The organism is Thiomicrolovo immobilis, from assembly GCF_039645955.1.
Lineage (GTDB): Bacteria > Campylobacterota > Campylobacteria > Campylobacterales > Sulfurimonadaceae > Thiomicrolovo > Thiomicrolovo diazotrophicus.
The window spans coordinates 237,598-261,077 of the sequence record NZ_CP147916.1 but is presented as its reverse complement, the minus strand read 5'-3'; the positions used below and the strand labels follow the sequence as shown (position 1 = coordinate 261,077).

Genomic DNA, 23,480 nt, shown 5'->3' with positions numbered 1-23,480 from the left:
AAACTCCCGTTAAACGGGGACGCCGCATTACTCTTTCTCCGCGGTGATCATCATGACCAGCTCGAAGGGAGAGACGCTGTTGGCGCGGGCGATTGCAGCGAGCGAATCCGCACTGCCAAGGGTAATCCCCCTGTCGCCCAGCAGCGTTTCGGCCGCTTCCCGGTCCGTTGCCAGCAGCGGGAGCGACACGGCCAGCGGTGCGTTCAGGGCACGGTCGATCAGGGTTACCTTCGGGTTCGGGCCGCTTTCCGACGACGCGATAAACGCAATCGAAACGGCGGTAAGCACGGCGGTGAATCCCATGAAAACCTTTTTGGGGAAGTACCGCTTCATCCCCTTCCAGTTAAAGTAGACGTGCAGGAGCGCCGCGGCGACGAAGAGCAGTCCCAGCGTCTCGTGCAGTGCCTTGACCTGGACATCAAAGAGGTGGAAATAGAGCAGGACGCCGCTCACGCCGACGACAAAAAATACCAGCGCCGTTAACGAGGTCGCACTCTCTTTGATCAACGGTTTCATTATACGCTCCTTGCAGATAGTTGTTCGGTGACTCGGGAACGGCAGGGAACTTCCGGCACCGTTCATATCTCTTTGGAAACGATTGTAGAAAAAAGGTGTATATCGGCAGCCAACGCGGCGTAAACCAATGTAAACGCCGCTGCAGTCGTGGGGAAAGGCGTCACTGCGTTTTTTGGCTCTCTCGGCGCCCTAGCGTGTCCCCCTCGGGGTATCAGGAACCAAATAGGTCCTCCAGCGCCGCATCGACGGTTTTGAATTTAAACGTAAATCCGGCCTCCAGCAGCCGTTTGGGCAGGGCATACTGACCGCCGGCGAGCGCCTCGCCGCCTTCGGAACCGAAACGCAGCTTCAGGAGGAAACGGGGCACGGTCATAAAAGTCGGGCGATGCAGCACCCTGCCGAGCGTCTTCGTCAGACCGTAATTGGTCGTCGGCGTAGGCGCCATCAGATTGTAGACGCCCTCCATATCCGGATGCCGGGTAGCGAAAAGGTAGCCCCGCATCAGGTCGTCGATGTGCACCCATGTAAAAGGCTGTGTCCCGTCACCGATCGTCCCCCCGAGTCCGAGCCTGAAGGGCAGCAGCATCTCTTTGAGAATGCCGCCGCCGTGGCCGAGCACAATGCCGTAGCGGAAGATGATCGTTCTGATGCCAACGGCGTTGGCCTGCATGGCCGCCGCCTCCCAGTTCTGCGCCAGCCGCCCCAGAAAATCGTTGGCATAGACGGCGTTTTCTTCGTCATATTTGCCCGTCGATGCATAGATTCCCACCGCCGACGTACAGATGAAGAGCTTGGGTTTTTCTGCCATCATCGCCATGGCGCGCACGAGCTTCTCGGCCGTTTTCACTCGGCTCTCGTAGAGCTCTTTTTTATACGCCTCCGTCCAGCGCCTGTTGATCAAGGCACCGGCCAGGTGGGCGATGACGTCCGCCCCGGAAAGTTTCTCGACGAAAACGGCGTCATCGAGCAAAAAGTCCTTTGTGTGGAGCGGGATAACGTCCCACCCTTCCGCTTCGAACATGCGCACCAGGTGACTTCCGATAAACCCGCCTGCGCCGCTGATTGCGATTCTCATGTCTCCTCCTCTGACGGACGGTAGGGTGCTCACACCAAACACCGCGTCCTTTTTGCATCACACCTATTTTACACATGATAACGCTGACACAGGAGGGATAAATTGAGAAAAACAACATACTCTGGCGCATTAAACAAAAAAACACACCAGACTGATTCGGGAAAAGGGTTGACGGAGGGGCTTACGCCTCCCCGATGCGGCGTTTATCAATGGAAATAGACAGTTCCCCTATGCATTGCCGTCGACTTTTGAATCATTCATTTTTTGGTCATGCAAATCGAATGCATGGGTATTGTAGGCTTCCAGTTTAAAGCGGTTTGCCTTGAACGACACGAGCACATATGCCTCTTCATTTTCCGGATTTTTTATCATCCATGCGTCTGCTTTGTCAATAACAACGTTCGTAAAACCGAATGGCCGATAATAGGTTTCGACGCTTTTTTTCAAATCCGACCATGTCATTCCACCTGGGTCGAATTCATACTCATGCGTCTTTTGGTTGATGGGCGTTTTCGACTTTTTAAAAGTCCCGGGCAAGGCGTCTAAGAAGAGTATGAGAGGTATGAGAGAAAACAACCCCATGACAAAAATTCCGGGGATATAATTGGCATCTATATATACCTTCAATTGATAGAGCATCCAAAGCAAGAACGAAAAGCTGATTACTATTTTCATACTCTATCACCCCTTGGCACGGAGGCTCATGCCTCCCCGATACGGCGTTCGTAGTGCGAACGCAGCCAGCGGTCCAGCGGGTAGAGGAGGCGGTAGATGATGGGCACGACGACGAGGGTCAGGATCATCGAACTGATCAGCCCGCCGATGACGGCGATGGCCATCGGCGACTTCGTCTCACTCCCGAAACCGCTGCCGAATGCCAGCGGCAGCATCGCGAAGACCATCGCGAAGGTCGTCATCAAAATAGGACGCAGACGCTTTTCGCCCGCCTCGAGCAGCGCCTCGTTGACTTCCCGCCCCTTCTCGACGGCGACATTGGCGAAGTCGACGAGCAGGACGGCGTTCTTCCCGACCATTCCCATCAGCAGGAAGAAGCCGATCATGACGAAGAGACTGAACTGCTGCCCGCTCAAAAAGAGGGCGATCAAAACCCCCGTAATGGAGAGCGGCAACGCCATCATGATGATGACGGGCTGGATCAGCGACTCGTAGAGGATCGCCAGGATGATATAGATCATGATGATCGTCAGTCCTATTGCCGTCACGAAGGCTTTGCCCGTCTTGGCCATCTCTTCGGCGAAGCCGGTAAAGCGGTAGTTGACGCCCTCGGGCATCAGCTCGTCGATCTTGGCCATCGTGTAGCTGACGGCGCCGCCGAGGTCGAGGCCGAAGAGGTCGGCGAAGACCGTCACCTGGCGTTCGCGGTCGAAACGGTTGACCGCCGCCATCGCGCTGCCGTTCTCAAAGGTCACGAGCCCGTCAAGGGAGACGAGGTCGCCCGCCGGGGTCCGCAGCTCCATCTTCTTGATCTGCTCCACGTCCTCGCGGTGGGCGTCGTCGAAACGCAGGGTGATGTCATAGAGCTTGCCGTTCTCCTCATACTGGGAGATCGGCAGGTCGCTGGAGAAGGCCGTTGCCAGGGCCTTGGCGATATCCTCGGCACGGACGCCGAGGCGGTTGGCATTCTCGCGCAGAATGGAGATCTGCAACTCCGGCTTGCCCGCCTCGAGGTTCGTATCGATGTCGACGAAGCCCTGCTTCTGCGCCAGGTAGGCCGTGAGCGCATCCGACGCCGCAGTGAGGGAGTCGAAACTGTCGCCTTTGAGGACGATCTGGTACGGCACGGAGACCCCGGCGCCTTTGATGTTCGGGATGGCCGCCGCGGTAATGAAGAGATCTGGGTCGAACCCTTTGAGTTTACCGCGCAGCGCCTGGATGATCTCCTCCTGGTTCTGCGAACGTTTCGTTTTGTCCGTCAGCTTGACGTAGAGCAGCGCCTTGTTGATCTCCTGGGCGCTGTTATAGCCGATGCCCAGCGTCGTATACTCCACCTGGTCGACGCCGTTGACCAGCGCCTCGACCTTGCGGGATTTGACGAGCATCTCCTCCAGGGAGATCCCCGGCTTCGCCTCGATTTTCACCTCGAACTCCGCCTTGTCCTCCTTGGGAACGAAGTCCATCCCGATCTTCGGGAAGAGCGAGAGCGAGCCGATGAAGATGACGAGGACGGCGACCATGTTCAGCACCTTGAAGCGCAGGGCGAAACGCAGGGTCGCCGCGTAGGCGCGGTCGAGCCAGACGAAGATGAACTCCGTCTTGTCGTAAAAGCGGCTCTCGCCTTTATGCAGCACCCGGGCGCTGAGCGAGGGAATGAAGGTCATCGCGATCGTATAGGAGATGACGATGGCAAAGGCGACGGTCATCGCGAAGGAGTTGAAGAACTTCCCAACGATCCCGCTCATCATGGAGACGGGGATAAAGACCGCCAGCAGCATCGAGGAGATCGCGAGGATAGCGAAGGCCATCTCCTTGGTCCCCTCGACGGCCGCGTCGAACTTGCCCATCCCCGCTTCCATCTTTTTGTAGATGTTCTCGATAACGACGATGGCGTCGTCGATGAGGATACCGATGGCGAGCGTCAGCCCGATCAGCGTCAGCTTGTTCAGGTCGAAGCCCATGTAGTCCATCAGGGCGAAGGTGCCGATGATAGACGTCGGGATCGCCAGGGACGCGACAAGGGTGATCGTCACGTTGCGCAGAAAGACGAAGATGATCAGCGCCGCCAGCAGCGCCCCGTAGACCAGGTCGAACTCGACGTCTTCGAGGGAGTGGATGATAAAGGGCGAGGTATCGTTGAGCGTTTTCACCTCGATCTTGTCGCCCGCGAGCCGCTGCAGCCCCGGCACGGCATCCTTGACCAGTTTGATCACGTCGAGGGTATTCGTGCCCGAGATCTTCTGCACCTCCAGCATGACGCCGGCCTTTCCGTCATAGGAGGAGAAGCTCTTCGCATCCGCCAGGGCGTCCTCGACCCGGGCAAGATCGGCCAGGCGGAGCTCGTCTTTGATCTTGATCGCGAGGAGGTCGTCGATGTTCACCGCGTCGGCCTCGGTTTTGATGATGAGCTCGCTGGCCCCCTTCTCCAGTTTCCCGCCGCCGATCTTGACGTTCTCCTTGGAGATGATGTCATTGAGCTCTTTGACGGTAATGCCGTACTTGTTCAGGGCATAGGGGTCGGGGTAGATGCGGATCTCGCGGTCGCGGTAGCCGATGATATTGATGGCCCCGACGCCGCTGAGGCGCTGGATCGCGGGTTTGGCCTTCTCGTCGGCAAAGAGCATCAGCTCCGTCGGCGTCGCCTCCTTCGCCGCCAGGAAGACGTTGATGACCGGTGCCGCGCCGATATCGAGCTTGCTCACCAGCGGTTTCTCCGCCTGCACCGGGAGCTTGACGGCGGAGACCTTGTCGCGCACATCGTTGGCCGCTTCGTCTATCTTGCGTTCAAGCAGGAACTTGACCATAACGACGCTCACGCCGTCGCTGCTCGTAGAGGTGATCGTGTCAATCCCGTTGATCCCCGAGACCGCTTCCTCGATCTTGTCGGTGATCTGGGACTCCACGCTGGTCGGCTCCGCCCCAGGGTAGACCGTTTTGACGGTGACGATGGGGAAGTCGACGTTGGGGAAGAGCGCCGCGGGCATGGCTTTGAAACTCATCAGTCCGAAGACGACGAGCGTCAGCACGTACATCAGCGTCGTGATGGGTCGGTTAATGGCAAATTTGTACATCAGTCGGCCTCGATCTCACCCTCGCCGAAGAGCCCCGGGACGATCCCCTTGGCCGGGACCTCGACGATGATCTTGCGGTTGGCGTTGTTGGCCGTCGGGTAGACGATGCTCACCTTCCCCTCGCGCTGCCCCGTCTCGCCGTCAACACGGTAGCGGAAGGTCTGGCCGGGCTTCAGTTTTGTCCAGTATTTCTGGTCGACTTTGAGCTTGAGGGTGTTCGCTTTCGCGCTCTGCAGCCGCAGCAGCACCTTGATCATGGCGCCGCTGACGACGTCCCCCACCTCGACGGGCTTGTCGGAGACGACCCCGTCAAAGGGGGCCCGCAGGATCGTCTTCTCCAGGAGGGCCTGCTTGTAGCGTACGTTGACCTGCGCTTCGTGCAGGCGGCTCTTCGCCGTCTCGTACGCCGACGCGTAGCGGTCGTATTCGCCCGCATCGATGACATTCTTGACCTTCTCGTAGCGTTCAAAATTGCGCTGGGCGAACTTGGCGTCGACGCGGGCCAGCTCCAGCTGCGCCTTGGCCAGCTCCACGGCCTCTTTCATATCGTCGTTATCCAGCCAGAGCAGAATATCGCCCTTCTTGACCCGGGAACCGACGTCGATATTGATCCCTTCGATGGTGCCGCTGGAGGTCAGGGAGAGTTCGGCGGCCTTTTCCGCTTCGACATCGAACGTTGCATAGATGTTCTGCGCATGCAGTGCCGTAAACATAAGGACGGCCGTCACTAAGATCTTTTTCATTTGACATACTCCTTCGGGTCCATCCCCAGGTTATAAATGTAGGTTGCATTGGCGCTGTTCAGCCCGCTCAGTGCGCGGTTGTATTGCGCTCTCGACTCCGTCGCTTTGCTCAGCGCGTCGAGATAGCGGATGTAGTCGACGACCCGCGCCTCGTACTTTTTCTTGACGACGGCAAAAGTGCGGTCGGAGGCCGTTTCCGACTTTTGCGCCGCGTCCAGCAGGCTTTCGGCGCGCTGGATCGCTTTGAGGGCCAGCGCCCGGTCCGCCTCCGCCGACTTTTCGGCGTAGCGCAGCTCAAGCGCCTGCGCCTCCTGCTGGAGCCGTATCACCTGCTTCTGCTGCCGCGCGGCGCCGAAATCGATCAGGTTCATGGAGAGCTGCAGGGTCAGGCGGTTCTGTTTGTCAACGAAATTGACCGGAAAACTCGGGTTGAAATTCTTGTAGTCGTACCAGGTATAGGTGTCGTTGAGGGCGATGGTCGGATAGTAGACGCTGTCGGCCTGTTCGGCGGCATAGCCCAGAGCGCGGACCCTGAAGGCCATCGCTTCGAGGCTGTCGAGCCGTTTCGCTTCGGTCTCCTCCGGCAGGACGACCGCCCCCGGTGTCAGCTCACCCTCCAGCGGCGCGCCGCTGAGCAGCTCCAGCTGGCTGCGCAGGCGGTCGCTCTCGTACTGCCGTGCAATGATCTGGTAATCCGCATCGGCCACGGCGGCATTGAGACGCTCGACATCCTCTTCCGTCGCGATGCCCGCGCTTTTGAAGAGTTTGAACCGTTCCAGCTGCTCGGCGAGCTGCTCGCGGTTCTTCTGAAGGGCGTCAATATCGGACGCGACGTTCTGCAGTTCGGCATAGCGCTGAATCACCTGCAGGGAGACCGCCTTTTTGAACCCTTCAAGGTCAAAACGACCCGCCTCGGTGAGCATGTTCTTCTCGTCGAGGAGGTTTTTGCGTTTGAAACCGTCGAGGATGACGAAGTTCGCCTCGGCGTAGGCCTTGTAGGTTTCGGGTACGTCGATGCTGCCCCGTTCGTCGAGGTACGAGGCGCTCGCCCCCGCGTCGATGCGCGGCAGGTACGACGCGACCACCGCGTCGTGTTCGTGCGCTGCCGCCTCGGCGCGCTTGGCATAGGCCTGCACCTGCTCGTTCTGCTGCGCCTGGGTGATCAGCGTCGGCAGATCAAACCCGAACAGGGCCGTCCCCGCAAAAAGTAAAGAGAAAATCTGTCGCATTAACATCCTTTGATCATAGTCAACATCTGGGCCTGCAGTGCCGGCACTTTCGAAAGAAGATCACCGTCATGGACCAGCCAGTAGTTAATATAGCCGTCGCTGAGACCGGCCAGGTGATAAGACATCGCCAGGGCTTCCTCCTCATCCAGCTTCGGATTGATCCGCCGGACGATCCCGGCGATCACCTTGTACACCTGCTCCAGGATCTCCGGTTCGCTATGGCGGATATTGCTGAAAAAGAGCGGGTTGTTCTTTGCGCACTCCTCGACGGCCCTGCGCTTGGAGGCGAAATGGCTGAACTTGAGCCAGAATGCCGTTTCCAGCTGCGCTTCGGGATCCGTGACCGTCTCACAGCGGGCCCGAAGCTCCGCGATATAGCCGCTGATCTGCGCTTTGACGTAGGCCATATAGAGCCCCTCTTTGGACTCGAACAGCCCGTAGATCGTTCCGACGGAGACCCCGACGCCCTTGGCCAGTTCCGAGACCTTGAGCGCTTCATACCCCGCCGATTCGAAGGCCTCCGCCGCCGCTTCGAGGATCAGCGAGCGCTTAACATCCTGCAGTTTCGCTTTGATCATGGTTGACCTTTCCGTCCCCAATGATGGAAATCGTACTCGAATACTAAAATCATATTTCTAAAAATGAACTTAGTTCAAATCACTATACACCGAATGTGATGTATACTACCGGATAGGACCCCCCAAGGAGCAGGACCGTGATCGAGGCCGAACATCTGCGCAAACGTTTCAACAGCACCCTTGCCGTCGATGATGTCGGATTTCATATTCCCCGGGGCGAGATCTTCGGACTGCTGGGACCCAACGCCGCGGGCAAAACCACAACGATGCGGATGCTCTGCGGCCTGATCGCCCCCGACGACGGCACGGTGCGCATCGACGGGAAGCCCGTGCAAAAGGCCAAAAGTTGCTTCGGCTACGTCGCGCAGTCGTTCGGGCAGTACGAAGAGCTGAGTGTCATCGAGAACCTCCGTTTCTACGCCAGCATGTACGGCGTACATGACGCAGAACGGCTCGATGCGCTGCTCGAACGCTATGCTTTGAGCGCTTACCGGAACAAGCGCGCCGGGACCCTCTCAGGCGGGACGAAACGGCGCCTTGCCCTCGCCTGCGCCCTCTCCCACGACCCGGACGTGCTCTTCCTCGACGAGCCGACGGCCGGCATCGATCCCGTCACCCGTAAGCAGCTCTGGGACGACTTCTATACGCTGGCGGCCGCGGGAAAAACCCTCTTTGTTACGACCCACTACATGGAAGAGGCGCAGCGCTGCCGCCGCATTGCCATCCTCGACCACGGGCAGATGATCGCCGAAGGCGCACCCGCTGCCATCAAATCCGAACTGGGGGAAGTCCGCGTCTTTGCCGTGCGCGTCGACTACGACCCCGCCCTCACCGCCGCCGCCGAAAACCATCCCGGGATCCGCCTCGTCAACCAGTTCGGCAGCGAACTGCGCCTGATGACAATGCCGGAGATGGGCCGCGAGGCCGTCGATGCGCTGGTCGCGCCGTTCGCGCCGGATGCCGCGGTCTATGAGACCGAACCCAACCTCGAGGACGTCTTTATGGCCCTCACCCAGGAGCGGCGGTAATGCTCGGTGCGATGATCAAAAAGGAGCTGACCCAGCTGCGCCGCGACCCGAGGCTTATCGCCCTGATCGTCGTCATGCCCGTCATCTTTCTGGTGCTTTTCGGCCTCGCCCTCAAACTCGAGCCCAAAAACGTCACGATGGCCTACGTCGACAACGACCGCTCCTTTTTCAGCAACCTCATCAAAACAGGGCTCTGGAGCGACGGCTACTTCAAACTCTATCCGGTAGCGGACAGGGCGGCGATCATCGAGGAGATCCGTTCCGGACGGGCAGAGGCGGGCCTCTTTATCGACGGCAACTTCTCCGCCGACCTCAGCGAGAACCACCAACCCCATATCACCTTCTACGTCGACGGCACGATGCCCTCTTTGACGACGGCGATGAAGTACAACTCCTCCGCCGCCACCGACGAAGGGGTGACGAACGACATGTATTTCCTCGACGAGAACGCGCCGCCAACCGTCATTGCCCCGGAGCCCTTCATCATGGATACCGTCGTGCTTTTCAATCCCGACGAGAAAGAGACCTGGTTCTTCCTGCCCGGCATCATCGGGGTGCTCATCATGCAGATCGCGCTTATTCTCACCGGGATCACCGTCGTGCGGGAACGGGAGAAGCAGACCCTCGAGCAGCTCCTCGTCACCCCCATCAGCAAAAGCGCCTTCGTCTTCGGAAAGATCATCCCCTACGTCATCATCGCGCTGATCGACTTCTACCTCATCCTGGGACTGGGGTGGCTGCTCTTCGACCTGCCCGAGGCGACGTCGCACCTCTACCTCGCGCTGCTCGCCGTCGTCTATGTCGCGGTGATGATTGCGATGGGGGTGCTGATCTCGCTCGTGTCGCAGACCCAGCAGCAGGCGATGTTCCTTGCGATCTTCATCATTATCCCCTCCGTGATGCTCAGCGGCCTCATTTTCCCCCTCGAAGCCGTTCCCGACTACATCCGGCCGCTCTGCTACGCCATCCCCTTTACCTACTTTGTCGAGATCATCCGGGGATTGCTGATCAAGCACACCCTCATCGCCGACCTCTGGCACTCTTTCGCGGCGCTGGGCGGGTTCGCCGTGCTCTTTATCGGGCTGAGCATCCTGAAATTCCGCCGTTCCCTGCTGTAATAAACAGTCCGCGCGTTTTATACGCCGGGCATTATCATTGTGTTCATGAGCATGATCTGTGGAAGAAAAAGAAGGGAGATTCAGAAAAAAAAGCGTGCATAAAACCCGGCAGCGGGGGGCCGCCGGCGGGGGTTAGGCGAGAGTAACTTCCTGGCCGTCGGTTTCATTGTCGTCAATGCCGTCGTCGTTATCATCCGGGTCTTCATCGTCCGGGATACCGTCGTTGTCGTCATCGTCGTCATATGCATCGGTCAGCCCGTCATGATCGGTATCATTGAGCTGGTCAGGATCGTTACTGTCGTCAATGCCGTCATTGTCGTCATCGGTATCGGCGCTGTCATCGATACCGTCATTATCATCGTCGTTGTCCACGGCATCGATGATCTTGTCGTTATCATCATCAATGTCGGCATCGTTGTTGATACCGTCGTGGTCGAAGTCGTTGATGCTGTCCTCATCCTCGGTATCGGGAATGCCGTCATTATCATCGTCCGGGTCCACATCGTCTTTGATGCCGTCATTGTCGTCATCGTCGTCGTAAAGGTTGATAACACCATCACCGTCGACATCCATCGGGTCGTCGGCCAGTTCGACGGAAATGACGGTGCCTTCGGGCGTGACGACGTTGAAGAGATCGTCAGCGACGCCGTTATTGTCATCGTCATAACCCGTGCGGTCCATCGGCAGGGCGATGTAGCCCAGATCGACGGCCGTCGCGTTCACTTCGAAAAGGGAGCTGCCGTTCAGGGTGATCAGCGTGACGACGGAGGCGTCGGGTGTATTCTCGTTGGTCGTCATGACCAGCCGGCAACTGGTGTTCTGGGGCACCTCGATCTCGAAGGGGTGTTCGCTGGTGCCGTTGTCATTGGAGTTGACCGCGTAATAGCTCCCGTCTTCGCAGAAGGCTTCGATAAGGGTCCCCGGTACGGTCCCGGTAATACTCGTCACAGCCCTGCCTGTGCTGCTGCTTCCCGAGCCTCCGCAGGCGGCAAAAATTAGACCGGCGGCAAGCGCCGAAAGTGCAAGAGAAATCGATTTCATCTCGGATCCTTCTGGTGATATGGTTATAAGCACTATGACGCGCGAAAATGAAGATTCGATGAAGAAGGTGATAATTTTGTGACGCCGTGGCAGCGCGTTCATGCCCGGGAAAGAAAATATTTTCTATTTTTGCCGTTTTGCTACGCCGGTGCTACGTTTGCTTTTTACAATTGGTTTTGTTCAACTTAAAGGAGTGATCATGACTTTGTTCTACTACCGTCTGCCGAGCCTGGGTCTGGGATGGGGAACGACCGCTATCGGCGCTACAGTACAGAACGTTCCTTCACGCACGACACCCTACGCTTCAGTGCGCTAATTCACACGGCGGGGAACCCCGCCGGTTTTTCCGATCTTATAATCTTTTGAGTTGTTTTTTGGAGGGCTGACGCGCGTCAGCAGGCGTCGCGGTAGTGGTGGTCCAGTTCCTTGCGGTATGCTTCGAGGACTTTCTCGGCCGGGATCCCCTCTTGGTAGATACGCAGGATCTGGCGGATGAAGTTGATGGGGTATTCGTAATAGTGACCCTCGTCGCGGCGCATGATCTCATAGAGCACCTCGTACATCCCCGCGTAGACCTCCGGATGCTCCCGGCGCAGCCGCTGAAGATCCTCTTCGGCCTGGATCAGGGTCCGGTCATTGAATTCGCCCCGTTCGTGGATGTTTTTGCGGATCTCGACATAATCCTTGAGACTTTTACAGTTGACTACATGGTCCGTAAAGATATCTATCAGCGTCATCGTATCTCCTTTGCCGCTTCGTTATCTATGCATTGTAAAACGTGAACGTAGCAACAGTGTAGCACGAAATGCGCCCGATGCATCCTAGTGCTCCGCTTTCAGTCCCTCAAGCAGCGTGCGGTTCCCCGCCTCGAAGATCGCATCGATGTTGTCACTGATCACCAGGTGCCCGTCGATGATCAGTGAAGCCAGCCCGTGGACCGTCGACCAGACCGTCGCCGCCAGCAGAAAAGCATCCCCTTTTTTGAAGATCCCTTCCCGCTGCCCCACCTCGATCAGATGCACCAGCGCATGAAACCCAGACGCCCTCTCGGCGTCTTCAAGATCGCAGACCTCTTCGCGCTCCTGGCGCACCGTCGGCCCGAAAAGCACACGGTAGAGCTGCGGATTATTGACGGCGAAGGCGAGGTAGGCGCGCCCCATCATCGTAAAACGCGTCAGCACATCCACGTCACCCTTGGAGAAGATATCGACAAAGAAGGCGTCAAAGCGTTCGAAGCCGGCCAGGATGACTTCCCGGATCAGCGCCTCTTTGTTCTCGAAATGGCGGTAGATCGCCGTCCGCGACGCCCCGATGCGCGAGGAGAGCTCCCGCAGGGTGATGGCTTCGAGCCCCTCGCTCTCCAGCATCTCCAGGGCCGTTTCGATCGCCGATTCTTTCACATTGCCGTGGTGATACGGCCGCTTTTCATCCTGATTCATTTCAAAAGTATAACAAAATCCCCCTTGGTGTTGACAACGGTCACATTACTATGTTAACATTGTCAACATCACCCAAGATTGGAGGACTTCCCCATGCAAAAATGGTTACCGCTGCTCTTTATCTTTGCCCTGAACACCTGGGCAATCAGCGACTACGACCTGGCGAAAAAAACCGATGCCGCACTCAGCGGCTTCCACGATGCCATCAGCGAAATGCAGATGACGCTCATCAACGCCAACGGCCAGACCCGTGAACGCACAATGCTGATGAAAGTGCTCGAAGGCAAAGCGGGGGACAAATCGCTGATGGAGTTCCTCACCCCGGCGGACGTCAAGGGGACCAAGTTCCTCAACTACGAACATTTCGACCGCGACGACGACCAGTGGCTCTACCTCCCCGCCCTCAAACGGGTCAAGCGGATCGCCTCGCGGAACAAGTCCGGCTCCTTCATGGGCAGCGAATTCAGCTACGAGGACCTCAGCGCGTTCAATATCGAAAAGTACACCTACGGGGGTGATGCGGAGACGGTGGAGCTCGAGGGGAAATCCTATTACAAGAGCGTCCGCTTCCCCAAGGAGAAGGATTCCGGCTATACCGAACAGGTGAGCTGGATCGACCCCGAAACCTACGTGATCGTACGGGTAGACTATTACGACCGCAAAAAGGCGCTGCTGAAAACGGCCCGTTTCAGTGACTACCGCAACGAAGGCGGAGTGTGGCGTATCGGTAAAATCGTTATGACCAACCACCAAAACGACAAGGAGACGATCCTCGTCTGGAAACACGAAAAGATCGACACCGGCCTGACGGACAAAGATTTCCATAAACGGGTCCTCAAACAGTGAGACGGCTGCTGCCCCTGCTCATTACCCTGCCGCTGGCGGCGGATGTCGACATCCGCGGCAATGTGAGCCTGCAGGGCGATGCCTTTCTCCTGCGCCAAAGCGGCAAGCACGAAAACGACGCCACCCTGCTGGGCTCCCTGGAGGCCGAATACACCTATGAGGATTTCCGCGCGGTGACCCGGATCAACACCCAGCAGGATTATTATGACCTGCAGGCAAAGGAGGAGCAGACCGGCCGGAGCTTCCTCCGTGTCGATGAGCTTTACGGCACGCTTGATCTGGGCGACAACCAGCTGATGGCGGGGCGGAGCCTCCGCTTCTGGGGGGCGCTGGAAGTACGCAATATCGTCGACGGCTTCAACCCCGTGGACCTGCGAAACGGCCTCTTCGAGGAGGACAAGATCGGCGTCTGGAACGCGGCGCTGACCCACTACACTGACAGCGGCTCGCTCTCCCTGATCGTCAAATTCGCCGAAGAGAATCAGAAGATGGCCAAGCCCCCCTATGCCTTCTACTTCTTCCCGCCCGAGGTGCGATACGACGCGACGCTCCAGACCAGCGAGTCGGACACCCTTCCGACCTATTACCTGCGTCTAAGCGGTTCGACGGAGACGGAGTACCCCCTCGATTACGCCGTGATCGTGCAGCGCGGCTACGATTCGCAGCGCTATTTCCTGGCGGGCGATCCCATCATTACGCCGATCGACCTCATCACCTATACCTATACAGTCCCCCTGGCCGAGTACGCCTACCGCGTCAACAAGGTGATAACCTACGACACCCTCGTCGTCGGCGACACCCTCTTCAAACTCGAGGCCCTCTATGCCGATGTCATTGACGATGACCATATCTCCGACTACTACCACATTGCCGCCGGGATGGAGCACACCATCGTGCAGGTGTACGGGGAAGCGGATCTCGGACTGCTGGCGGAGTACTACCGCTATGAGACGACGGAAAAAGGCAAGTATACGGACCTCGACCTCTTCGAAGTCTTCCAAAACGACCTTTTCCTCGGTCTGCGCGTCAGCCTGAACGACGTCAACAGCGCCTCGCTCGTCGGCGGGGTGGTCGCGGACCTGGAGTACGACGAGCAGAGCTACTACGCCGAGTATGAGACCCGACTTTTCGACAGTTTCAAACTCAACATCGACTACCGCTATATCGAACCCTCGAAAAACACGATGACGGCTTTCCACATGCTCGGCCGTTTTCAGAGCATCACCGCCAAATTCGGGTATTACTTTTAAGGACACTCTATGAATATCGACCGTTTTGTTGACGGCATCATCCGCTTCCGCTGGTGGGCCGCGCTGCTGATCCCGCTTATCACCCTGGCCCTGGCCTCGCAGCTGCGCTACCTGCAGTTCGAGGGAAGCTACCGCATCTGGTTCGGCGAGGAGTCCCCCATCCTCAAGCAGTACGACACCTTCCGTTCCGTCTTCGGCAACGACGATGCACTGCTTATCATGTTCCGCGACGAAGCGGGCGTTTTCAACCCCAAAGCGCTGGGCGTCGTGAAGCGGATCACCGAGGCGCTCTGGCAGACGACGGACATCGCCAGAGTCGATTCGCTGACCAACTACCAGTATGTGCACAGCGACCCGGAGTATCCCGACGACGTGATCGTGGAGGACTTCATCGACGACCCCGCCGCCCTCTCCTCCGCACAGCTGGCCGATAAGGCACGCATCGCCGCGGGCGAGGAGATGATCGTCGGGCGGATCGTCAGCGCCGACATGAAAACAACGATGATCGCGGCGCGCCTCACCCCCAAAGCCGGGGACGACCCCGAGGTCTCGGCACGGCTCAAGGCGGCGGGCGAGGCGATCGTGGCCAAAGAGGCGGCCAGCGGCTACACCTTCCACCTCGGCGGCGGCCCTATCCTCAACATGGCCTTCATCACCCTCGGCGAACACGACGTCAAGACCTTCACCCCCTTCGTGCTGCTGATCGCGATGGTGCTGCTTTGGTTTATTTTCCGCCGCCCCTCGGGGATGCTGCTGAGCCTCTCCGTCGTCATCTTCACCTTCCTCATCGTCCTGGCGGTGCAGGTACTGCTGGGCTACCGGCTCAACAACTTCACCGCCAACCTCCCCGTTTTCGTCGTCGCCATCGGGATCGCCGACGCGATGCACCTCTTCTGGATCTACCTCGTCGGCCGGCGGCGGGGCATGGGCAACCATGACGCGATCCGTTTCAGCGTCCGTAAGAACTTTCTGCCGACCCTGCTGACCTCGCTGACGACTGCCGTCGGGTTCGCTTCCCTGGCCGTTTCCCATGTCATTCCCGTCAAGACCCTGGGCATCGCGACGGCGACCGCCGCACTGCTCGCCTTTGTGCTGACGATCCTTTTCGTCCCGGCCATGCTGGCGATCCTCAACCCGAAAGTGGCGAAGAGCGAAGCGGAGGAATCCGAAAGCCATGACGCGCTCTCGCTGCGAAGCGCCCGTTTTATCATGCGCCATGACCGCGGCATCCTCCTTGGCAGCCTGCTGCTCTTTACCCTGATCGGCATCGGAATCGCCTGGGTAAAGGTCGACTCGAATACGGTGCGCTATTTCAAAGAGCATGTCCCCTTCCGGGAGACGGTGACCTTCGTGCAGCGCAACCTTACCGGGCCGATGGCCTACGAGATCGTCGTGGATTCGGGGGAGAAGGACGGCATCAAATCCCCCGAATTCATGCGGACCGTCGCCCGCTTCACCGAGGCGTTCAAAGCGCAGTATCCGGCGGTGCGCCACACCACTTCCCTCGTCGACGTCGTCGAAAAGTTCAACGACGTCATGGATGGCAGCCCGACCGTACCGGACGGGCGCAACCTGATTGCCCAGTACCTGCTGCTCTACTCGCTCTCCCTGCCCCAGGGGATGGAAATAAACGACCGCATGGACGTCAACGAACGGCGGCTTCGGGTCACCGCGTCAGTGGACATCGTCGATACCTCCCTCGACTTGGAGATGATGCAGTGGGTCGAGGATTGGTGGGCCCAGACCCCCTACCGCGCCCAGGTCAACGGACAGACGGAGATGTTCGCGCATATGCAGCATGACGTCACCGACACCCTTGTCGAGTCAATCCTGCTCGCCATCGCAGCGGTCTCGCTGATGATGATGCTGATCTTCCGCAACCTCCGCATGATCCCCCTCTTTATCATCCCCAACGTGCTGCCCATCGCCCTCGTCGTCGGGGTCATGGGGTGGCTGGGGATCACCATCGACCTCGGCGTCGCGGTCTCCGGGGCCATCATTATCGGGGTGGCAGTGGACGACACCATCCACTTCCTCGTCAAATACCGCGAAGCGCGGCGGGAGGGTGAAAGCTTCGAAGCGGCGCTCGCCTACGTCTACCACTATGCGGGCAAGGCGATCGTCTTTACCACCCTTATCCTCAGCGCGGCCTTTATGATTTTCGCGCTGAGCGACTTCGTCCCCAACGTCAACTTCGGGATCGTCACGGCCTCGGCCCTGGTGATCGCCGTCGTCATCGACCTGCTGATGCTCCCCGCGTGGCTGAGCCTCGCCGACAGCGGCAAACGCAGCCGCATCGCCTAACAAACAGGTGAGGCGCGCTACGCCGCGCAACACCGCTGCCACGATTTACCAATTGTTATATGTGGATTTACACCCGATTTACCCCGCCCGAATATGATTGCGTATCACACGATCCGAGGATGGGAAAAAATGAACGAGAAAATCCACGCCATCAAGACCGAAATCGCCAAGGTGATGGTCGGACAGGAGGCGCTGATCGACGCACTGCTGATCGGCCTCATCACCGACGGCCACATTCTCGTCGAGGGGGTGCCGGGCCTGGCGAAAACGACGGCCATCAACTCCCTGGCCAAGGCGCTGGGACTGGATTTCAAACGGGTACAATTCACCCCAGACCTGCTCCCCAGCGACATCGTCGGGACCGAAATGTACGACCAGCGCAACGGCGCGTTCAAGGTCAAGATGGGTCCCGCCTTTACCCACCTGCTCCTCGCCGACGAGATCAACCGCGCCCCGGCAAAGGTGCAATCGGCCCTGCTGGAGGTGATGCAGGAGCACCAGATCACCATCGGCGACGACACCTTCAAACTCGCCGACCCCTTCCTCGTCCTCGCGACCCAGAACCCCGTCGAGCAGGAGGGGACCTACCGCCTCCCCGAGGCACAGCTCGACCGTTTCATGCTCAAAGTCCTCGTCGACTACAACAGCTTCGAGGAGGAGATGCAGATCGTCGACCGCATCGCGAACCGCAGCGTCGGGGCGATCATGCAGGTCGCCGGTGCCGATGACATCCTCGCCATGCGCGACGAAGTGCAGAGCATCCATGTCGACGAGGCCGTCACCCGCTACATGATGAAGATCATCTTCGCTACCCGCGAGCCGGAGAAGTACGGGGTCGGCGAGATCGCCGAATACCTCGAATACGGCGCAAGCCCCCGGGCCTCCATCAACCTCTACAAGGCCGCCAAGGCCCGTGCCTACCTGCGCGGCAATGACTTCGTCACCCCCCTCGACGTCGCCGACACGGTCCGGGGCGTGCTGCGCCACCGTATGGTGCTGAACTACCGGGCCGAAGCCGCCGGTGTCACCGCCGACGACCTCATCGGCACGATCATGCAGACGATCAAGCTCCCCTAAGGCCTGAGAGTGCTGGCGCACAAGAGCGAAGAGATCCTGATCCGTACCCGCCGCAACATCTTCGGCAGCAACGCCGGGGGCAACCCGAGCATCTTCGCGGGCAACGGGCTGGACTTCGCCGAACTCAAAGAGTACACCATCGGCGATGACGTGCGTACCCTCAACTGGAAGGTGACCGCCAGGGAGCAGCGCCCCTTCGTCAACGTCTTCAACGAGGAGCGCGAACTCAACATCGTCTGCGTCTACCTCGAGAGCGGCAGCATCTTTTTCGGCTCGCAACGCTTCAAGCAGGAGGTGATGGCCGAAGCCCTCTCACTCATCTCCTACTCGGCGCTGAAAAACGACGACCGCGTCTCCACCCTTGTCTTCAGCGACAAAGAGGAGTTCTTCCTGCCGCCGACCCGCGCCCTGGGCTCCCTGCATGTCACCGTCCCCGAGGTACTGGGCCGCGACCCGCTGGGCAAGCGCGTCGATTTTGCCGCGCTGGTCGACCACCTCAACGGCCGCGTCCGCCAGCGTTCGCTCATCTTCCTCATCGGCGACTTCTACGGCGACGGCATCGACCTTTCGCTGCTCGCCCGCCACGAGGTCTACGCCATCATCGTCCGCGACCGCTTCGAGGAGAACCCCGCGCTCTCCGGCGAGATCGGCCTGCTCGACGCGCAGAGCATGGAGGGCACGACCCTGGAACTCTCCCCCGCCCTCGCCGCACGCTACCGCGCTGCACTGGAGGCGCGGGACAAGGTCCTCGTCGAGCACCTCGCCTCCCACCGCATCACCGCGACAAAACTCTACACCGACGAAGAGCCCTTCGTGAAGCTCTCCGCGCTGTTCCGGAGGTAGGCGATGCCCGGACAGACCCTCCCGCTCAAAGACATCAAGCCCATTGTCGCCGTCCCCGACCACTCACTCTGGCTCCTCACCACCCTTGTCGCAGTAGGCATCCTCCTGCTGGGCCTTCTGCTCTTCTGGCTGCTCAAACGGCGCCGCAATGGGGGCGACCCCAAACGGACCGAGGCGCTGAAACGGCTGCAGGCGCTCGATTTCAGCGACACGAAAAGTGCCGTCTACGACTTCAGCCTGCTGGGGCACTTCGTGGCGACGCCGGAGACGATGCCGACCTTCCGGGCGCTGCTCGCGGAACTCGAACCCTACAAGTACCAAAAAAGCGTCCCCGCCCTGGACGCCGCGCTCGAAATGAGGCTGTGCGATTTCATCAAGGAGGCGCGCCGTGGGTGAGTGGACGCTGGAGTACCCCTGGGCGCTGGGACTGATCGCCCTCTTTTTCCTCTGCGAGGCCCTCTGCCGGGCCAAGACGCAGCAGATGCTCTTTCCCGACACGGCGCTGCTGCGCACCCTCTCCGCCCGAAGCGGCTGGCTCACCCGGGGGATCAAACTCCTCATCTTCACCCTGCTCGCCCTCGCCCTCGCTTCGCCGATCCGCCAGAACGAGGTCGTCATCAGCGACGACAAGGGGTACGAGCTCTCCCTCGTCCTCGACGCCAGCGGCTCCATGCGCCAAATGGACAAATTCGGCATCGTCAAGAAGATCGTGCTCGACTTCATCGACAAGCGTGAGCACGACAAGCTCGCCCTGACCCTCTTCGCCGACTTCGCCTACGTCGCCATGCCGCTGACCTATGACAAACAGAGCCTGAAACAGCTGCTCTCCAAGGTCGACGTCGGCATCGCCGGCATGCAGCGCACGGCGCTCTACGAGGCGCTCTTCATGAGCACCAAGCTCTTCAAATCCTCCGACGCCAAGGAGAAGATCGCCATTTTGCTCACCGACGGGATCGACAACACCTCCCAGGTTCCCCTCGACGTGGCCATCCAGAGCGCCGTCAAGCACGGCATCAAAGTCTACGTCATCGGCGTCGGCGGCCGCGGAGACTACAACCCGGAGGTACTCAGAAAGATCGCCCGGGAGACGGGCGGGAAATTCTACGAGGCGGGAAGCGTCGAACGGCTCCAGCGGATCTACGACGAGATCGACACCCTGGAGAAGAGCGAGATCAAGGCGGACAAGTACGTCAAGAAGCGCTACTACTTCCAGTACCCGCTCGGCGCGGCGCTGCTGCTGCTCGTGCTTTATGCCGCCATGCGAAGGAGAGGCCATGCACTTTGAACAGCCGCACCTGCTTTTCTTGCTGATTGTACTGCTACCGCTCGCGCTGTTGCTTTTCGCGCCGCGCAAAGCGGCCCGGAACGCCTTTGCCCCGGAGGTGCTGAAACTACTGCTTCAGCGCACCTCCACCGTGCCGCAGTGGCTGCGCAGCGCTCTGCTGCTCGCGGCGGCGGCGCTCTTCATCGTCGCCCTCGCCCGACCGGTCGTCGACCACGGCGAGATCAAGGTCCAGAGCAGTACGATCGACCTCATCGTCGGCTTCGACATCTCCCGCTCCATGTTCGCCAACGACGTCTACCCCAGCCGCCTTGCCCTGGCCAAGCGGAAATTTGACGCCCTGCTCGGGGATGTCAACGGCACCCGTATCGGGGTGATCGGGTTCAGCGCCCGGGCCTTCATGGTCTCGCCGCTGACCGAGGATTTTGCGACCCTGCGCTACCTCGTATCGAACATGAATACCGACTCCATCAGCCTGCGCGGCACCGACCTGCTCCAGGCCCTGCAGCAGACCGACACCCTCCTGGAGGGGAGCAACAAAAAAGCGCTGCTGCTCTTTACTGACGGTGGAGACGGCAGCGATTTCGACAAAGAGATCGCCTACGCCAAAGCCCACAACATCGTCGTCTTCCTCTACAATATCGGCACGGAGAAGGGCGGGGTCATCCCGACCGGCCAGGGGGCCATGACGGACAAGCACGGCGACATCGTCGTCGTCCGCCGCAACGACGACGTCAAAGCCCTCGCCCTGCAAAGCGGCGGCGCCTATCTGCCCTACTCCCTCAAACACAACGACATCAAAGCCCTTGCCGATGCGCTGAAGTCCCGCTTCACCCCGCGCAGGGAAAAGAACGACGTCATCCGCGATCTTCAGGAACTCTTCGTCTGGCCGCTGGGCGGCGGCGTTCTCCTGCTGCTGATGGCCCTCTACTCCCTGCCGCAGCGAAGGAGACGCCATGCTTAGATACCTTCTGCCCTGCCTCGCCGCGGGAGTACTCCATGCCGGGGTGACGGATTTCCATACCCTCTCCAACGCCGCATCGGCCTACAAGGGAGGCGATTACGCCGCGGCCGCCCAGGGGTACGGCGCGCTGCAGGAGAAGAACGATGCCGCGCGCTTCAACTACGGCGACGCCCTGTACAAGCAGCAGCACTACAAAGAGGCCGCCGGCGTTTTCGCGCAGATCCATGCGCCGGAGCTCAAACAAAAAGCGCTGCACAACCTCGGGAACAGCCTCGCGAACCTCGGCAAAACCGATGAAGCGATCAAGGCCTACGAGGAGGCGCTGAAACTCGGCAAAGACGACGATACGCAGTACAACCTCGATCTCCTGAAAAAACAGAAAGAGCAGGAGCAGCAAAAAGAGGACAAACAGAACCAGTCAAACGACCAGAACCAATCCAAGCAGAATGATCAGCAGCAAAACAAGCAGAAGCAACAGGGTGATCAACAAAACAAGGACCAAAAGAGCCAGGACGACGCCTCAAAGGGCGAAGATCAGCAGCAAAAAAAGGATCAGCAGAACGGCGAACAGAAGGAGCAGGAGAAACAGGCGGACGGAGAACGCGACAAACAGCAGGAATCGAAAGAACAAAGCGGCAAGCAGGACGAAAAACAGCAGGAGGCTGAGAGGCAGCCTGAAGAAGCACCGGAAAGCCCCGAAACAGGCAAACAGCAGGCCGCGATGGCTGACCCCATCAGCGATATGGAAGAGCGCAAATACAACCAGATGCTCGACAAGCGCGGCATCAAAACATTGATGATCCCGCTATCGGGCGAAGGAGAACCCCATGATGACGAAACGACCCCTTGGTAAGATCCTGGCGCTGCTGCTGCTAGGGCTGCCGCTTTTCGCGGCGGTGACCGCCACCGTCGACAACCCCGCCGTCACCCGCGGCGACCCGGTCACCCTGACACTCAGCGCCACCGGCGACGATATCCGCTTCCCGGCGCTGACGGAGATCGCAGGCTACCCCATCCAGAGCCGCGGCACGAGCCGCAACATCTCCATCGTGAACGGCCGAACAACGCGCGCCGTCGAACAGCGGCTCGTCTTTACCCCGACGGAGGACACTGCCATCCCCGCCCTCGACGTCACCGTTGACGGCACGGTCGAACACACCCTCCCCCTGCATGTCAAGGTTGTCGCTCCCCAGGCAGCAGCGAAGGGAGCGCCCGTGCAGATGCTGTTGCACCTCTCCAAAGAGGATGCCTATGTCGGCGAGCCGGTCGAACTCGACCTGGTCTTCAAATACCTGCCCGGGGAGCGCATCGACGACATCCGCATCAGCGAACCGACCCTTGAGCACTTCTGGATCAAACGCATCAACACCCAGGCCGAACGTTCCGCCGACAGCGAAGGGTACATCACCCAGTCCTACCGCTACCTGCTCTTTCCGCAGCAGAGCGGGGACCTCGAAATCCCCGCCATTTTCGCCCAGATCGGCACCAAGGTCAGCACCGGCCGCGGCGGCATGACAGGCGATCCCTTCTTCAACGACCCCTTCTTCGGCGCGGCGCGGATGCAGTACCGCAAAGTCTACTCCGAACCGGAGACCCTGCATGTCACCGCTTTGCCGCAGGGGCTGGAGGTCTACGGCCGGTTCACGATGCACGCCGACATCGATAAAGCGTCCGTGGACGCCAACAAGCCGGTCAACCTCCACATCCATATCGAAGGCAACGGCAACGTCGAGGACATCCCCAAATTCGACCCGCACTTCGCCCACGCCATCGTCTACGCCAACGACCCGAAAACGACCAGCACGCTTCAAGACGGCAAATACTTCGGCACCTTTGACCAGACCATCGCCATTATCCCGGACCGCGACCTCACCGTCACGCCGCAATCCTTCCGCTATTTTGATGCCAAAACCGCGCAACCGGCGACCCTGCAGACCCCGCCTTTCTTTGTCAAGGTCAAGGGCGCGGCACCCGTACCGGCGGCCGCGGCGGCACCGCATGTCGAAACTGCCGCCCCCGCGACGGCGGCGGCAGTGCAGACACCTGCCCTGTCGGGTAGCAGCCGTTTCAGCCCCTTGGAAGCCCTGGGCATCTTCGCCGCCGGGGCGGCCGCGGGCGTCCTGTCGTACTGGCTACTGCTGCTGCGCGGCCGCGACCGTCTCCCGAAAAAGAGGGAACTCCCCCCGATGGTCAAACGGGTCAAAGCCGCCAAAAGCGACCATGCCCTCTTCGAACTGCTGCTGCCGCTCAAGGGGAGCGCCAAACCGATCGACGACGCCCTGGCCCAGTTGGAGGCCAACCTCTACCGCGGCGCCGACCATGCCGTCGACCGCAAAGCACTGGCGGACTATTTCGGCGGTCAGACCGGGGAGGATGTCGCCTTAATCTGACGCAATTTTGT

The 23,480-nt window shown here is 59.6% G+C and carries 22 protein-coding genes; 12 read left to right on the top strand and 10 right to left on the bottom strand.

Going from position 1 to position 23,480, the window contains the following annotated elements; genetic code table 11:
• Window positions 1-27: 27 nt before the first annotated feature.
• From WCX72_RS01375 to WCX72_RS01345, 7 genes are all read right to left on the bottom strand, one after another.
• Window positions 28-516: a DUF4405 domain-containing protein gene (locus tag WCX72_RS01375; RefSeq protein WP_345970451.1), complete on the bottom strand. Its 489-nt coding sequence runs from the start codon at window positions 514-516 to the stop codon at window positions 28-30.
• A gap of 211 nt (window positions 517-727) precedes the next feature.
• Complete coding sequence (locus WCX72_RS01370; RefSeq protein ID WP_345970450.1) at window positions 728-1,591, bottom strand: TIGR01777 family oxidoreductase; 864 nt, start codon at window positions 1,589-1,591, stop codon at window positions 728-730.
• A gap of 228 nt (window positions 1,592-1,819) precedes the next feature.
• Window positions 1,820-2,266 (bottom strand): hypothetical protein, encoded by a 447-nt coding sequence (locus tag WCX72_RS01365; protein WP_345970448.1) that lies wholly within the window; start codon window positions 2,264-2,266, stop codon window positions 1,820-1,822.
• Window positions 2,267-2,292: 26 nt separating this feature from the next.
• Window positions 2,293-5,337, bottom strand: coding sequence for an efflux RND transporter permease subunit (locus WCX72_RS01360; RefSeq protein WP_345970447.1), 3,045 nt, complete (start codon window positions 5,335-5,337; stop codon window positions 2,293-2,295).
• Window positions 5,337-6,080 carry an efflux RND transporter periplasmic adaptor subunit gene (locus tag WCX72_RS01355; protein WP_345970446.1) on the bottom strand — a complete coding sequence of 248 codons (744 nt, stop codon included), beginning with the start codon at window positions 6,078-6,080 and terminating at the stop codon, window positions 5,337-5,339. The genes WCX72_RS01360 and WCX72_RS01355 overlap by 1 nt, the downstream gene beginning before the upstream one ends.
• Complete coding sequence (locus WCX72_RS01350) at window positions 6,077-7,309, bottom strand: TolC family protein (RefSeq protein ID WP_345970444.1); 1,233 nt, start codon at window positions 7,307-7,309, stop codon at window positions 6,077-6,079. Before WCX72_RS01350 ends, WCX72_RS01355 begins: the two co-directional genes overlap by 4 nt.
• Entirely contained in the window at window positions 7,309-7,887 is a 579-nt protein-coding gene (locus WCX72_RS01345) for a TetR/AcrR family transcriptional regulator (RefSeq protein WP_345970443.1), read from the bottom strand. Before WCX72_RS01345 ends, WCX72_RS01350 begins: the two co-directional genes overlap by 1 nt.
• 137 nt (window positions 7,888-8,024) lie before the next feature.
• On the opposite strand from WCX72_RS01345, the gene WCX72_RS01340 reads away from it, so the two are divergent.
• Both WCX72_RS01340 and WCX72_RS01335 read left to right on the top strand, forming a co-directional pair.
• Window positions 8,025-8,915 (top strand): ABC transporter ATP-binding protein, encoded by an 891-nt coding sequence (locus WCX72_RS01340; protein ID WP_345970442.1) that lies wholly within the window; start codon window positions 8,025-8,027, stop codon window positions 8,913-8,915.
• A complete protein-coding gene (locus tag WCX72_RS01335) occupies window positions 8,915-10,033 on the top strand; it encodes an ABC transporter permease (RefSeq protein ID WP_345970441.1) in 1,119 nt (372 codons plus the stop codon). Before WCX72_RS01340 ends, WCX72_RS01335 begins: the two co-directional genes overlap by 1 nt.
• A gap of 132 nt (window positions 10,034-10,165) precedes the next feature.
• Here WCX72_RS01335 and WCX72_RS01330 read toward each other — a convergent pair whose 3' ends face one another.
• The 3 genes from WCX72_RS01330 to WCX72_RS01320 all read right to left on the bottom strand — a co-directional run bounded on the left by WCX72_RS01330 (window position 10,166) and on the right by WCX72_RS01320 (window position 12,513).
• Window positions 10,166-11,074 carry a hypothetical protein gene (locus WCX72_RS01330; RefSeq protein ID WP_345970440.1) on the bottom strand — a complete coding sequence of 303 codons (909 nt, stop codon included), beginning with the start codon at window positions 11,072-11,074 and terminating at the stop codon, window positions 10,166-10,168.
• A 392-nt stretch (window positions 11,075-11,466) separates the two neighbouring features.
• On the bottom strand, window positions 11,467-11,811 hold the full coding sequence (locus WCX72_RS01325; RefSeq protein WP_345970439.1) for a hypothetical protein: 345 nt from the start codon (window positions 11,809-11,811) through the stop codon (window positions 11,467-11,469).
• 84 nt (window positions 11,812-11,895) lie between these two features.
• Entirely contained in the window at window positions 11,896-12,513 is a 618-nt protein-coding gene (locus WCX72_RS01320) for a TetR/AcrR family transcriptional regulator (protein WP_345970438.1), read from the bottom strand.
• Between the two features lie 93 nt (window positions 12,514-12,606).
• On the opposite strand from WCX72_RS01320, the gene WCX72_RS01315 reads away from it, so the two are divergent.
• From WCX72_RS01315 to WCX72_RS01270, 10 genes are all read left to right on the top strand, one after another.
• Window positions 12,607-13,359, top strand: coding sequence for an outer membrane lipoprotein-sorting protein (locus tag WCX72_RS01315; protein ID WP_345970437.1), 753 nt, complete (start codon window positions 12,607-12,609; stop codon window positions 13,357-13,359).
• The gene (locus WCX72_RS01310) at window positions 13,356-14,609 is read left to right on the top strand and encodes a hypothetical protein (RefSeq protein WP_345970436.1); all 1,254 of its coding nucleotides are present in this window, start codon (window positions 13,356-13,358) and stop codon (window positions 14,607-14,609) included. Before WCX72_RS01315 ends, WCX72_RS01310 begins: the two co-directional genes overlap by 4 nt.
• 9 nt (window positions 14,610-14,618) lie before the next feature.
• The gene (locus WCX72_RS01305; protein WP_345970435.1) at window positions 14,619-16,913 is read left to right on the top strand and encodes an MMPL family transporter; all 2,295 of its coding nucleotides are present in this window, start codon (window positions 14,619-14,621) and stop codon (window positions 16,911-16,913) included.
• A gap of 129 nt (window positions 16,914-17,042) precedes the next feature.
• The gene (locus tag WCX72_RS01300; RefSeq protein WP_345970433.1) at window positions 17,043-17,990 is read left to right on the top strand and encodes an AAA family ATPase; all 948 of its coding nucleotides are present in this window, start codon (window positions 17,043-17,045) and stop codon (window positions 17,988-17,990) included.
• Between the two features lie 9 nt (window positions 17,991-17,999).
• The gene (locus WCX72_RS01295; protein WP_345970432.1) at window positions 18,000-18,833 is read left to right on the top strand and encodes a DUF58 domain-containing protein; all 834 of its coding nucleotides are present in this window, start codon (window positions 18,000-18,002) and stop codon (window positions 18,831-18,833) included.
• 3 nt (window positions 18,834-18,836) lie between these two features.
• Window positions 18,837-19,229 carry an LPXTG cell wall anchor domain-containing protein gene (locus WCX72_RS01290; RefSeq protein WP_345970431.1) on the top strand — a complete coding sequence of 131 codons (393 nt, stop codon included), beginning with the start codon at window positions 18,837-18,839 and terminating at the stop codon, window positions 19,227-19,229.
• Window positions 19,222-20,118 (top strand): VWA domain-containing protein, encoded by an 897-nt coding sequence (locus tag WCX72_RS01285; protein WP_345970430.1) that lies wholly within the window; start codon window positions 19,222-19,224, stop codon window positions 20,116-20,118. The genes WCX72_RS01290 and WCX72_RS01285 overlap by 8 nt, the downstream gene beginning before the upstream one ends.
• A complete protein-coding gene (locus WCX72_RS01280) occupies window positions 20,108-21,079 on the top strand; it encodes a VWA domain-containing protein (RefSeq protein WP_345970429.1) in 972 nt (323 codons plus the stop codon). The genes WCX72_RS01285 and WCX72_RS01280 overlap by 11 nt, the downstream gene beginning before the upstream one ends.
• On the top strand, window positions 21,072-21,932 hold the full coding sequence (locus WCX72_RS01275; RefSeq protein WP_345970428.1) for a tetratricopeptide repeat protein: 861 nt from the start codon (window positions 21,072-21,074) through the stop codon (window positions 21,930-21,932). The genes WCX72_RS01280 and WCX72_RS01275 overlap by 8 nt, the downstream gene beginning before the upstream one ends.
• Window positions 21,907-23,469, top strand: coding sequence for a BatD family protein (locus WCX72_RS01270; RefSeq protein ID WP_345970427.1), 1,563 nt, complete (start codon window positions 21,907-21,909; stop codon window positions 23,467-23,469). Before WCX72_RS01275 ends, WCX72_RS01270 begins: the two co-directional genes overlap by 26 nt.
• Window positions 23,470-23,480: the final 11 nt, after the last annotated feature.